The following is a 13,034-nucleotide window of genomic DNA, read 5'->3' as shown; positions in this document are numbered from 1 at the left end:
TCTCAAGAAACGGACGCACACCCACACCAACCCGCCAAGGCCAGCACCGGGGCAACCCGCACAACTTACCCGAACTCCGCCTCGCTATCAAGCCCGCCGAGCGGGTGATCGCCAGGCCCGTCCAGGCCACGCGGCGACATGCCTGTCGCCGCGCCCGAGGTCGTCGTGCACCCTCGGGAGACTGTCGCCGCCGGCCCCTCCACCTGCTGGTGTCCGGCTCGCCGTTGCGGCGACGAGGTAGAAGGTAGGTCAGCGTTCCCGGCCCGTGCAAATCGGCTGGTCAGACGGTGGATCGCCCGTCAGCGGCACGGACCGGGTGCGCTCGGGTCAGGTCGCGGTCTGGCGTCGACGGGCGTCCGACATCGCCCGGTCGGACTCTCGCCGGTCCTGCCGCTCGCGCAGGGCGTGGCGCTTGTCGTACGCCTTCTTGCCCCGGGCGACGGCGATCTCGACCTTCGCGCGGCCGTCCCGGAAGTACAGCTGCAGCGGCACGACCGTCAGTCCGGTGCCGCTCAGCGCCCCCTGCAGGCGCTCGATCTCGCGGCGGTGCAGCAGGAGCTTGCGTCGCCTGCGAGCCGCGTGGTTCGTCCACGTCCCCTGCGTGTACTCGGGGATGTGGACGCCCTCCAGCCACACCTCGCCCCGCTCGAGCGAGGCGTAGCCGTCGACGAGCGAGGCCCGGCCGGCCCGGAGCGACTTGACCTCCGTGCCCCACAGCACCAGGCCCGCCTCGAACGTGTCCTCGATGTGGTAGTCGTGACGGGCCTTGCGGTTGGTGGCGACGACCGAGCGCCCCTGCTCCTTGGGCATCCGTCCAGTGTGCCGCACGCGACGTGCGGGCTCCCGCGCCCGGCGGGCCGGTGACGCGACGTGGTCGCTCAGAGCCACCCGCGGGGGTCGACCGCCACACCCGCCTCGCGCGTCTCGAAGTGCAGGTGGCACCCGGTCGAGGACCCTGTCGTGCCGATGTACCCGATGACCTCGCCACGCTCCACCGAGCCGCCGTGTGCGGCGATCCGGCTGAGGTGCGCGTACGCCGTCGCCAGCGACGTGCCCTCGACCGTCCCGTGGCTGATCACGACCAGGTTGCCGTAGCCACCGCCCCAGCCGGCGGAGACGACCCGCCCGTCCGCGGCCGCCTTGACCGGCGTGCCGCACGGGGCGGCGTAGTCCATGCCCGTGTGCAGCTTGCGGTACCCGAGGATCGGGTGGATGCGGTAGCCGAAGAGCGACGAGATACGCGCGTTCACCGGGTTCGACAGGTACCCGCCGCCGCCGCTCGAGGGCGGCTGCGGCGCCGGCGCGGGGTCGTTGCGCGGGGGGTCGGCCCGTGGGGCGTCGTCGTTCCTGGACCGCTCCTCGGCGGCGCGACGGTCGGCCTCGGCCTGACGCTCGCGCTCGGCCTGGCGCTGCAGCTCGGCCTGGCGCTCCAGCTCGGCCTGACGGCGTTCCTCCTCCAGCCGGCGCTGACGCTCCTCCTCGGCCCGGCGCTCCTCCTCCGCGATCGCGGCCAGCTGCACCTCGAGGGCGTCCTGCTCCGCCTCGAAGGTGGCGATGTCCGCCTCCTCCGCGGCCCTCGCCTGCTCGAACGCGGCGACCGCCTGGCCCTCCTCGGCGACGAGACCCTCCAGCGCGGCCTGCGCGTCGCGGGCGTTCTGCTCGGCGGCTGCGGTGAGCACGACCTGCTCGGCGGCCTGGGCCTTGAGGTCCTCGACCCGGGAGCGCTCGGCCTCGAGCCGCGCCTCGGCGTTGCGGATCTCCGCCTGCTGCTCCCGGAGCCGCCCGAGCGCCTGCTCCTGGCTGCGCCGCGCCACCTGGGCGAAGGCGACCATGTCGGCGTAGTCCTGGGCGCTGCCGGCCTCGACGAGGATGCTGAGCGGGTTGAAGCCGGCGCCGCGGTAGACCTCGCGGGCCACGCCCCCGACGACCTCCTCGGTCGCGTCCGCCTCGCTCGTGCGGGCCTCGAGCTCCAGACCGGCCGCCTCCACCGCCGCCTCGGCCAGGACCAGCTCCTCGGCCAGCTGCGCGTCGCGCGCACGGGCGGCGACCGCCTCGGCCTCGGCCGCAGCCACCGCCTGCCGGGCGCCGGGAAGCTGCGACTGCAGCCCCGCCAGCCGGTCGGCGGCGGCGACGAGCTGCGAGCTGACGTGCGCCAGCTCCTCGCGGCTGCTGTCGAGCTCGCGCTCGACGTCCTCCTGACGGTCCTCGACCTCCTGGCGGTCCGGGTGGACGATGGGACCGGCCGACGCGGGCAGTCCCGTGGGCACGAGCACCGCGACGGCGAGCAGCAGCACGCTGCCCGCTCCCACGATGGTGCGTAGCACGGGGCCTCCTCGTTGCGGTTCGCACCCGGGCGCAGCCCAGGTGCGGCGGACGGTCCGCCGTATCACACCCTGAGGTATCGCTCGAGGGTTACGAGGGACGACACGCCCGCGAACAGTACGCCGGTGAGCAGCAGCCACGGGACGATCAGCATCGCGTCCGAGGCACCGACCAGTCCCCCGAGCTGGATGCGTTCACCCACATAGCCCTCCACGAAGAACCGGGCGAAGGACACGAGGAGCCCGCTCGCGAGCAGTGCGCCGAGGGTCGCCGCGATGATCCCCTCGAGCATGAAGGGGAGCTGGATGAAGGCCTTGCTCGCCCCCACCAGCCGCATGATGCCGATCTCGCGACGCCGGTTGAAGGCCGCGAGGCGGATGGTGGTCGCCACCAGGAGCAGGGCGGCGAGCAGCATGGCGCCCGCGAGGATCCACGCCGCGGCCGTGGCCCCGTTGAGGAAGCGGAAGATCTGCTCGAAGAGGTCGGACTGGTCGTCGACCGACTCGACCCCGGCGCGGCCCTCGAAGAAGGCCGCCACCGTCCCGGACTGCTCGGGGTCGGCGAGCCGCACCCGGTAGGACTCCGGCAGCTGGTCGGCGGTGACGTTCTCGGTGATGGGCGAGTCGGCGAACTGCTCGAGGAACCGCTGGTACGCCTCCTCCTTCGACTCGTACTCCACGGAGTCGATGTAGGGGGCGATCGCCGGGTCCTGCAGCTCGGCCTGGATCTCGTCGCGCTGCTGCTGCGTGACCTCGCCGTCGGCGCACGACGGGACGGTGCTCTCCGCCCCGCACAGGAAGATCGAGACCTGCACCTCGTCGTAGACGACGGTACGGAGGGTGTCGACCTGCCGCTGGAAGAGCAGGCCGCTGCCGAGGAAGAACAGGGAGACGGCCGTCACGATGACGACCGAGATCGTGATCGACAGGTTGCGCCACAGCCCGACACCGATCTCGGTCAGGACGAAGCGCGCCCTCACGACGCACCCCCGTAGACGCCACGTGCCTCGTCCCGGACGATCACGCCCTCCTCGAGCTGGATGACCCGCTTGCGCATCTGGTCGACCATCTCGTCGTCGTGCGTCGCCATGACGACGGTCGTACCGGTCTTGTTGATGCGGTCGAGCAGCTTCATGATCCCGACGCTCGTCGTCGGGTCGAGGTTCCCGGTCGGCTCGTCGGCCAGCAGGATCGCCGGCCGGTTGACGAAGGCCCGGGCGATGGCGACGCGCTGCTGCTCGCCGCCCGAGAGCTCGTCGGGTCGGCGCTCGGCCTTGCCGTCGAGACCGACCAGCTGCAGCACCTCCGGCACGGTGCGGTCGATGACGTGCTTGGGCTTGCCGATGACCTGCAGCGCGAAGGCGACGTTCTCGGCTGCCGTCTTGTTCGGCAGCAGCCGGAAGTCCTGGAAGACGACGCCCATCTGGCGCCGGAACCGGGGCACCTTCCACGACGCCAGCCTCGCGAGGTCACGGCCCGCCACGTGGACCGTGCCGGAGTTGGCGCGCTCCTCCTTGAGGCACAGGCGCAGGAAGCTCGACTTCCCGGAGCCGGAGGCCCCCACGAGGAACACGAACTCACCGCGGTCGATGTTGACCGTGACGTCGTCGAGCGCCGCGCGCTGCTTCGCCTTGTAGACCTTCGTGACGTTGTCGAACCGGATCACAGCACACCAGGGGCTCGGGGACAGGGGACGGCGCCTGCACCGGGACACCGGGGCGGGACGACTGACGATGGTACGGCCGGCTCCAGGGAGACCGGACGCTCCTCGCCCTACGCACGCGCCGCACGCGGCAGGGCCGCCCCCCGTCGTGCGGGAGGCGGCCCTGGTGCGTGCTGCGCCGGAGTGGGTCCCGGGTCAGGCCTTGTGGCGGCCGGCGTGCGTGCCGGCGCCGAGGGCCACCATGCCGCCGCCACCGAGGAGGAGGAGGCCGGCCACCAGAGCGAGCATCCAGGCCTCGGCACCGGTGCGCGCCAGGCTGCGCGTCGTCGTGGTGGTCGTGGTGACGGCGGGCGTGCTCGTCGTGACCGTCACGACCGGGGTGGTCGCGGGGACCGTCGTGGTGGTCGTCGTCGACGGCTCCTCCGCGCCCGGCTCGGTCGGCTCCGTACCGGGGTTCGTCGGCTCCGTGCCGGGGTCCGTGGGCTCCGTGCCCGGGTCCGTCGGCTCCGTGCCGGGGTCCGTCGGCTCCGTGCCCGGGTCGGTCGGCTCGGTGCCCGGGTCGGTCGGCTCGGTGCCCGGGTCGGTCGGCTCGGTGCCCGGGTCGGTCGGCTCCGTACCGGGGTCGGTCGGCTCCGTACCGGGGTCGGTCGGCTCCGTGCCCGGGTCCGTCGGCTCCGTACCGGGGTCGGTCGGCTCCGTACCGGGGTCCGTGGGCTCCGTGCCCGGGTCCGTCGGCTCCGTACCGGGGTCCGTCGGCTCCGTACCGGGGTCCGTCGGCTCCGTGCCCGGGTCCGTCGGCTCCGTACCGGGGTCCGTCGGCTCCGTGCCCGGGTCGGTCGGCTCCGTGCCCGGGTCCGTCGGCTCCGTGCCCGGGTCGGTCGGCTCCGTGCCCGGGTCGGTCGGCTCCGTACCGGGGTCCGTCGGCTCCGTACCGGGGTCGGTCGGCTCCGTACCGGGGTCGGTCGGCTCCGTACCGGGGTCCGTCGGCTCCGTACCGGGGTCGGTCGGCTCCGTACCGGGGTCGGTCGGCTCCGTACCGGGGTCCGTCGGCTCCGTACCGGGGTCGGTCGGCTCCGTACCGGGGTCGGTCGGCTCCGTACCGGGGTCCGTCGGCTCCGTACCGGGGTCGGTCGGCTCCGTACCGGGGTCCGTCGGCTCCGTGCCCGGGTCGGTCGGCTCCGTACCGGGGTCCGTCGGCTCCGTACCCGGGTCCGTCGGCTCCGTGCCCGGGTCCGTCGGCTCGACGCTGACGCGGTACCCGATGTGCGAGATGGACTGCGTGCGCGTGATGACCCCGGAGCCGGTGACCGTCTGCTCGGTCGGCGCCTGGTTACCGCCCTTGACGCACAGCTGGACGGTGTAGCCGTCCTCGATGTCGTAGCGCAGCGAGCGCCCGCCCCAGACCAGCGTGCCGAAGTCGTAGGTCTGCGACCCGGTCGAGCTGTCCTCCGCCGGGCCCTTGGTGTAGCCGAGGGAGTTGCAGGTGGTGCCCGCCGCAGGACCGCCCTCCGGCGGCGCCGCGAGAGCCCCCGGGGCGACGAGGACGAGCGACAGACCCGCCGCCGTCACCACCCCGGTGGAGAGGGCGACCAGCCGCCTCGCCGTCCTGCCGACACGCAGAGTCATGTCCATCCCGGGATTCCTCCTGCTGGGGGCCTCGGGTACCCCGGTCCGCTCAGTGCGGTGACCGTGAGTCCCCTGTCACGAGGACATTAGCCACCTGGGTGACGCCAGAAACCACTGAGAGTCAGCTTTTCGGACGATCTGGTCCGAACGGAGGACCGTTCCGGGTGAGGTGGTCGCGGCAGGGCGACCGGCCGTCACCCAGCGCGACGACGAGGAGGTCGGACGCCTCCGTGGGTGGCGGGCGGGAGCCGCCCGACGTGCTCAGGCGGGCGTCGTCTGCTGGCGGCGCCAGCGGATCCCCGCGTCGAGGAAGCCGTCGAGGTCGCCGTCGAGGACGGCGTCGGGGTTGTTGACCTCGTGCTCGGTGCGGAGGTCCTTGACCATCTGGTACGGGTGGAGCACGTACGAGCGCATCTGGTTGCCCCAGCTCGCGCCCGTGTCGGACTTGAGGGCGTCGAGCTCGGCCTGGCGCTCGCGCCGGGCGCGTTCCAGGAGCTTGGCCTGGAGGACGCGCATCGCGGCCTCCTTGTTCTGCAGCTGGGACTTCTCGTTCTGGCAGGTCACGACGACGCCGGTCGGGATGTGGGTGAGCCGGACCGCGGAGTCGGTCGTGTTGACGCTCTGTCCGCCGGGGCCGGAGGAGCGGTAGACGTCGACACGCAGGTCCTTCTCCGGCACCTCGATGTGGTCGGTCTCCTGCACGACGGGCAGCACCTCGACCTCCGCGAAGGAGGTCTGGCGCCGTCCCTGGTTGTCGAACGGGCTGATGCGCACGAGCCGGTGCGCGCCCTGCTCGACGCTGAGCGTCCCGTAGGCGTACGGCGCGGTGACCTTGAACGTCGCCGACTTCAGGCCCGCCTCCTCCGCGTAGGAGGTGTCGTAGACGTCGGTCGGGAAACCGTGCTTCTCGGCCCAGCGCAGGTACATCCGCATGAGCATCTCGGCGAAGTCGGCGGCGTCGACGCCGCCCGCCCCGGCGCGGATCGTGACGACCGCGTCGCGGGGGTCGTACTCGCCGGACAGCATGGTGCGGACCTCGAGCAGGCCGAGCACCGACCGCAGCGACGTCAGCTCCTTCTCCGCCTCGGCGAGGGTCTCGGCGTCGTCCTCGCCCTGCGCGAGCTCGACGAGCACCTCGAGGTCGTCGATCCTCGAGCCGGCGCGCTCCAGCCGCTCGAGCTCCGCCTGCGAGCTCGACAGCCGCGACGTGACCTCGGCGGCCTGGGCCGGGTCGTCCCACAGGTCCGGGGCGGCGGCCTGCTCGTTCAGCTCCTCGATGCGCGCCCGCAGCGCAGCGACGTCGACGACGGCGAGCACGCCCTCGAGCGTGTTCCGGAGGTCGGCGATCTCGGCGGGGAAGTCTGTTGCGGCCACGTCTGGCGAGGGTACGCGCCGGCCCCGTGGCCCTCAGAACGCGCTGGTCGGGACGTCCCTCTCGCCGCCGAGGACCGCCTCGACGACACGGGCGGCGACGTCGTCGGGTGACAGGCCCTCGGCCAGCGGCGGCGCCTTCCCCGCCACGGGACGTGTCGCGAGCCCGGTCTCCGTGTGCGGCGGGCGGACGTCGAGGACGCGCACCTTGTCGCGTCGCAGCTCGTCGGACGCGGCACGGGCGAGCGCCCACGACGCCGCCTTGCTCGCGGAGTAGGCGGCCATGCCCTTCTGCGGGCGCTCGGCGACGACGCCGGAGAAGGTGACGAGAAAGGCGTCACCGTGGGCGCCGGCGGCGGCGCGCAGCGGGTCGGCCGCGGCCCGCAGCAGGCGCACCGGCACGAGCGCGTTGATGAGGAACAGCTCGTCGAGGGTGTCGTCGTCCACGTCGGTCACCGGACCGAAGGCGACCACCCCGGCCGCGTGGACGATGCCGGCCAGGGCGCCGTGCACGTCCAGGGCGGACCTGACGGCTTCGGCCGGCCCGTCCGGGCGCGTGAGGTCGCAGACGGCGACGGACCCGCCGGTCTCCTCGGCGACGGGCGCGAGCCGGTCGGCGTCGCGCCCGACGAGCGTGAGGGGTGCGCCCGCCGCCGCCAGGCCGCGCGCCACGCGGGACCCGAGCCCGCCGCCGGCCCCGGTGACGAGGACCGGCCGACCGGACAGGGCGACCGGGTCACCGGGCCCCGCCGTCGCGCCGGTCCCGTGCGTCCCGTCCGCCGTCACGCGCTCACCGTCACACGACCGGTCCCGCGTCGCACCCCGGACCGCGCCCCCGCGCTCGCCGTGCGAGGGTGGCCCGGTGACGGCGCCGACCCAGCTGCAGGTGCTCGACTGGCGCAGGCGTGTCAGGGACCTCTACGAGGCGGTGCGCAACGAGAGCCAGGCGACCGTGGCCCACGCGATCTGGTGCCGACGCCGTGACGAGCTCGTCGCCACGCACCCGGCCTCGCCGTTGTCGACCGACGCGCGACGGGACTTCGCCGGGCTGCCGGTCGGGGCCTACGACCCGGCGATGCGCTTCGTCGTCGAGGTGGAGGCGGCCGAGCCGGGACGCATGGAGGTGCCGACAGGGACCGACGGCGTCGTGCCGTTCGAGCGGATGGGCCGGGTGAGCCTGGACGGTGTCGGCCGGCTCGACGTCTGGTGGCTCGCGTCGTACGGCGGCGGGGTGTTCCTGCCGTTGCGCGACGCCCTCGCCGGTCGCGAGGGCGGCACCTTCGGGGGAGGGCGCTACGTGCTCGACACGGTCAAGGGCGCCGACCTCGGCTCGGGCGACGGCGGCTCCCGGCTCGTGGTCGACCTCAACTTCGCCTACAACCCGTCGTGCGCGTACGACGCCGCCTGGGCGTGCCCCCTCCCCCCGGCCGGCAACACGGTGGCCACCGAGGTCCCCGTCGGCGAGCTCGCCCCCCGCTGAGCGGCGCCGTCCTCACAGGCCGTCCGGGGCCCGTCCGTCCCCAGCCGGCACCCTGCCCGGAGCGGGCGCCCGCGAGCGCCCCCACGCTCGTGGCGTGGACGCCGAGGGGCGTCCGGGAGGGAGCCCGGCGTGCTGCTGCGCTGGACCGTCGACACCTCGGCGGCGGCGGGGAGCGCCGCTGCCGGCGGCCCGCCGAGCGGCTGCGTGGTCGTCGGCTGCGAGCCCGGGACGGCCCTGCGTGACGTCGCGCCGCTGCTCGGCGCGGACCCCGGGCAGCCGGTCCTCGTGGACGGGGTGCCCGTGCCGCCGGGCGCCACTGTGGGGCTCCCGCCCCTGCTGGACGGGGCGGCGCTGTCGTTCGGGCCGCCCGGCCGCCCACCGGCGGCCGGGGTCGGACGGCTGCCGCTGGAGCTGTGCGTGAGAGCCGGACCGGACGCCGGCGCGCGGCACCTCGTCGGCCCCGGCACGAGCGTGGGTCGGGACCTCGGCTGCGACGTCGTCCTGACGGACGCGCGGCTGTCCCGGCGCCACGGCGTCGTACGGCTCACCGAGGGCGGCGCCGCGCGGCTCGTGACCGGCACAGGAGCCGGCGACACCGTCGACCTCCCGCTCGGCCGGGAGGTGTCGCTGGGGGCGAGCCGGGTCGAGCTGCGCGGTCCCCTGCGCCTCGACGTCGCGGCGGCGCCTGCCGTGGGGGACGGGACCCTTCGTGTGGCACCGGCGGGTCCGGCCAGCCCGCCGGACGGCAGCTCGGTGGTATCCCTCCCCCGGGCGCCCTCCCGGCGTCGTGCCGCCCCGCCCCCGGTCCTCGCCGCCCTGCTGCCGGTGGTCCTCGGCTGCGCGCTCGCGCTGTGGAGCCGTTCGACCGTGTACCTGCTGCTGGCAGGGGCCGGCCCGGTCCTCGTGCTCGGGGGGTGGTGGGGCGTGCGGCGCGGGGAGCGCCGCGACGCGCGAGACCGTGAGTCGGCCCACGAGCACGCCCTGACGGACACGCTGCGGCGGGCGGCGGGCGCCGCCCGCTCGCTGGCCGCGGGCCGGGCGGCGTTCGTGCCCGACGCCGTCGACGTGCTCGACCGTGCCCTCGCCAGGCGCGGGCTGTGGGACCGCCGGCCGGGTTCACCGGGCGCTCTCGTGCTGCGTGTCGGCCGGCCCGCGGCCGGCCCGGCCGACGGCGGCGACGTCGGCCCCGACGACGTCCTCCTGCCCCGGGTCCGCCTCGACGACGGCTCGGAACGGCATCCCCGTCCGCTGGGCGACGACGGCGACGTCGTGTGCGTCGACCTCGTCGGCGGTCTCGGTGTGGCGGTGCCCGACCGCGACCCCCGGCTGGCCCGCGTCGTCGTCGGGGCCCTGGCCGTCCACGTCGCACCGGGGGACGTCGTGCTCGCGGTCGTCACCGGCGGTGGCCGCGGTGACCTCTGGGCGTGGACGCGGCTCCTGCCGCACGTCCTGCCTCCGCGCACCGACGACCCGACGCTCGCCCCGCTCGCGACGGGCCGCTCGAGCCTGCTCGGCGACGGGCGCGACGCGGCCCACCTCGTGCGGTCGCTGCTCCGGGTCGTCCGGCTGCGTCGGGCGGCCGGCCCCGTCGCACGGCCGCCCGTCGTCGTCGTGCTCGACGTGGGCACGGACGGCGTCCCGGTCGACGACCTCGTCGCCCTGGCCGACGCCGACGACGTGGCCGTGCACGCCGTCGTGGTCGTCCGGGAGCCGGACGGGTCGCCGGCGAGCGAGGTGCTGGGCCGCACCCGGACGGTCGTGCGCGCCTCCTCGTCCGACGGCCTGGAGGTCGAGGTGCGCTGCCGCGGGGGGACGGCCGGGTCGGGCGCGGTCGTGCACGCGGTGGCCGACGGCGCCGGACTCGCCTGGGCCCACCGGCTCGCGCGGGCGCTCGCACCCCTGCGCCCGGAGGCCGGTGCCACCGCGGCGCCGGACGACGTGCTCCTCGCGTCGTTGCTCGACCTGGACCCGGCGGCGGTGCGGGAGCGCTGGCGGAGCGCCGCCGACGACCTCGCCGTGCCCGTGGGCCTCACCCGCGACGGCCGCTCGTCGCCCGTCGTGCTCGACCTCGTCGCGGAGGGACCGCACGCGCTCGTCGCCGGCACCACCGGGTCCGGCAAGTCCGAGCTGCTGCGGACGTGGCTGCTCGCGGTGTCCGCCGCGCGTCCACCGAGCGCCGTCGCGTTCCTGCTCGTCGACCACAAGGGCGGTGCGGCCTTGGCGGAGCTGGCCCGGCTGCCCCACACCGTCGGCGTGGTCACGGACCTCGACGCGGCCGGCACCGCGAGGGCGCTGGAGTCGCTCACGGCGGAGGTGCACCGCCGTGAGGCGCTCCTCGCGACGACGGGCTGCCGGGACCTCGCCGGCTACCGCGCCGCGCGGCGCGGGGGCCGCCCCGGCACGACGGTGCCGCTGCCGCGGCTGCTGGTCGTGGTCGACGAGCTGCGCGTCCTGGCCGACGCCCACCCCGAGGCGCTGCCGCGGCTCGTGCGGCTCGCCGCCACCGGCCGGTCCCTCGGGCTGCACCTCGTCCTCGCCACCCAGCGACCGGCGGGAGTCGTGTCCGCCGAGGTCCGGGCCAACGCCGCGCTGCGCGTCGCGCTGCGGGTGCAGGACGTCGAGGACTCGCGCGACGTCGTGGGCTGCGCCGACGCGGCCCACCTGCCGGCGACCTCGCCCGGCCTCGCGGTCGTGCGCGGCGCGCGCTCGTCGCTGACGGTCCGCACGGCCCTGGTCGCCCGACCCACCCCGCGCCCGCCGTGGGTGCGTCGCCCGGGCGAGCCCCTCCCCGCCACGGACGCGCGCCGGGGCGACGCCGCAGCCGTGGTCGACGCCGTCGTGCAGGCGGCCGCCGCGTCCGGTGAGGAGCCGCCCGCGGTGCCGTGGCTCCCGCCCCTGCCGTCGGTGGTCCCCCACGACGCCCTGCGGCGGTCCGCGGCCGACCGCGGGCTCCCCGGCGGCCACGGCTCAGCCGTCGCGTGCGTGGCCCGGGACGACCCGGCGGGCCCGGACGAGCCGCACCACCTGGGCGGCTCGCTCGCGCTCGGGCTCGCGGACCTGCCATGGCGTCAGGAGCAGGTCGTCCTGTCATGGCGGCCGCGGTCCCACGGCCCGCTGCTCGTGCTCGGTCCCACCCGCAGCGGGCGCACCAGCGCGCTCGCCGCGGTGGCCGCGGGCGCGCCGCCCGGCTGGACGGTGGTCCGGGTGAGCGGCGACGACCCGGACGCCGACCACGTCGCCGACGTCCTGCAGGACTGTGCCGGCGGCGCGGGCGCGAGCCCGGGTCCGCCGCTGCTGCTGCTCGTCGACGGCGTCGACGCGCTGCTCGACCCCGCTGCCGAGCCGACGAGCGCGGACCGGCTGCTGCACGTGCTGCGCGACGCCGACGTGGCGGTCGTGCTCGCGGGGGGGCGGACCCTCGCCGCCGCACGGGCGGCCGCGGGTGTCCGGTGCCGCCTCGTGCTGGCCGGGACCGACCCCGGCGACCTCGTGCTGTCCGGTCTGCCGCCTGGTACGCGGGCACAGCCCGCGCTGCCCGGTCGCGGGTGGGCGGTGGGCTTCGACGAGCGCCCGGTGGCGGTGCAGGTCGGACTCGTGACGGACGCCGCCGCGGGTGCCGGCCGCGGCTCCGGCACCGGGCGAGGAGGGCGGGGCCGGCCGGCTGCGACGACCCGCCTGCCGGAAGAGCTGCCTGTCACGGCGCTGCCGGCGCCAGGGCCGGACGGGCTGCCGTGGGGTGTCACGGCTCCCGACGGTCGACTGCTCGTACTGGGGCAGGCCCCGCGGGCGACGGCAGGCGGCCTGCGCGTGCGGCCGCGCGGTCCGAGGACGGAGCGTCGCCTCGACGGCCTCGTGGTCGTGGTCGGCCCTCACGGCTCGGGCCGCAGCGCCGCCCTGGCGGCGCTGCACGAGCAGGCCCGGACGCTGGGCGGAGCGGTCGTGCTGCACCGGGGCGGGAGGGGTCGGCTCCTGGACGCCGGACCCGGCCGGACGCGCGCGCCCGCGTCCCTCCTCCTCGTCGACGACGTCGACCTCCTCGACGACGCCGACCTCGCCGCGGTGGAGCGGTGGGCGGTGGAGGGCTGCGGCCCGCTGGGCGAGCGGCTCGACCCGGGCGCGACGGTCGTGGTCACGGGCGGGCGCGACTGGTTCGCGGGCCGCTACAGCGGGCTCCCCGCCTACGTCCGCCGGCACGGCCGGGCCGTCCTGCTGCACCCCTCGCCGGGCGACGCCCGAGACGTGGTCGGCCTCCGCGACGCACCGGCCCAGCGCTCGCGGACGCCTGGCCGGGGGCTGCTCGTCGAGCGCGGCCGGGCGGTGCGGGTGCAGCTGGCCGGTCCGGCCGCGGCCCTCGACGGGCACGTCGGCGACACGCGCTCGGACGCCCCGCCCGACAGCCCGACGCACGGCAGCCCGGACGGCCGGTCCCGGGACGGGCACGGCGACCGGTCCGGGGGCCGGCCCGGGGGTCGGCCCGGGGGTCGGCCCGGGGGTCGGCACAGCGCGAACCGGGTGTGAGGGGGTGGCGCGTGGGGCACACGTGTGCTCGGCGCACTAGCGTCGTCGCCGTCGC

General features: G+C 76.0%; 9 protein-coding genes. 2 read left to right on the top strand and 7 right to left on the bottom strand.

Annotated elements, in window-relative coordinates:
• Positions 1-327 precede the first annotated feature (327 nt).
• The 7 genes from smpB to WAA21_RS16465 form a co-directional block, all read right to left on the bottom strand.
• Positions 328-810, bottom strand: coding sequence for an SsrA-binding protein SmpB (gene smpB / locus WAA21_RS16495; RefSeq protein WP_336923935.1), 483 nt, complete (start codon positions 808-810; stop codon positions 328-330).
• Positions 811-878: 68 nt separating this feature from the next.
• The gene (locus tag WAA21_RS16490) at positions 879-2,324 is read right to left on the bottom strand and encodes a peptidoglycan DD-metalloendopeptidase family protein (RefSeq protein WP_336923934.1); all 1,446 of its coding nucleotides are present in this window, start codon (positions 2,322-2,324) and stop codon (positions 879-881) included.
• A 62-nt stretch (positions 2,325-2,386) separates the two neighbouring features.
• On the bottom strand, positions 2,387-3,301 hold the full coding sequence (gene ftsX, locus WAA21_RS16485) for a permease-like cell division protein FtsX (RefSeq protein WP_336923933.1): 915 nt from the start codon (positions 3,299-3,301) through the stop codon (positions 2,387-2,389).
• Positions 3,298-3,987 carry a cell division ATP-binding protein FtsE gene (gene ftsE, locus WAA21_RS16480; protein ID WP_336923932.1) on the bottom strand — a complete coding sequence of 230 codons (690 nt, stop codon included), beginning with the start codon at positions 3,985-3,987 and terminating at the stop codon, positions 3,298-3,300. Before ftsE ends, ftsX begins: the two co-directional genes overlap by 4 nt.
• 192 nt (positions 3,988-4,179) lie before the next feature.
• Positions 4,180-5,616, bottom strand: coding sequence for a hypothetical protein (locus WAA21_RS16475; protein WP_336923931.1), 1,437 nt, complete (start codon positions 5,614-5,616; stop codon positions 4,180-4,182).
• Positions 5,617-5,871: 255 nt separating this feature from the next.
• Positions 5,872-6,984 carry a peptide chain release factor 2 gene (gene prfB, locus WAA21_RS16470; protein ID WP_336923930.1) on the bottom strand — a complete coding sequence of 371 codons (1,113 nt, stop codon included), beginning with the start codon at positions 6,982-6,984 and terminating at the stop codon, positions 5,872-5,874.
• A 33-nt stretch (positions 6,985-7,017) separates the two neighbouring features.
• Positions 7,018-7,767, bottom strand: a complete 750-nt coding sequence (locus WAA21_RS16465; protein WP_336923929.1) for an SDR family NAD(P)-dependent oxidoreductase — start codon at positions 7,765-7,767, stop codon at positions 7,018-7,020.
• 76 nt (positions 7,768-7,843) lie between these two features.
• Here WAA21_RS16465 and WAA21_RS16460 point away from each other — a divergent pair, with 76 nt between their 5' ends.
• Positions 7,844-8,461: a DUF1684 domain-containing protein gene (locus tag WAA21_RS16460; protein WP_336923928.1), complete on the top strand. Its 618-nt coding sequence runs from the start codon at positions 7,844-7,846 to the stop codon at positions 8,459-8,461.
• Between the two features lie 129 nt (positions 8,462-8,590).
• Positions 8,591-12,979, top strand: a complete 4,389-nt coding sequence (locus WAA21_RS16455) for an FtsK/SpoIIIE domain-containing protein (protein WP_336923927.1) — start codon at positions 8,591-8,593, stop codon at positions 12,977-12,979.
• The last annotated feature ends 55 nt before the right edge of the window (positions 12,980-13,034 follow it).

Source organism: Aquipuribacter sp. SD81, from assembly GCF_037153975.1.
GTDB lineage: Bacteria > Actinomycetota > Actinomycetes > Actinomycetales > JBBAYJ01 > Aquipuribacter.
The sequence above is the reverse complement of the archived record's forward strand: the minus strand, read 5'-3'. Positions and strand labels throughout refer to the sequence as shown.

What these genes read in the sequence shown, in the direction of transcription:
- smpB (WP_336923935.1), bottom strand. Translation starts at nt 810, where the DNA reads ATGCCCAAGGAGCAGGGGCGCTCGGTCGTCGCCACCAACCGCAAGGCC.
- WAA21_RS16475 (WP_336923931.1), bottom strand. Translation starts at nt 5,616, where the DNA reads ATGGACATGACTCTGCGTGTCGGCAGGACGGCGAGGCGGCTGGTCGCC.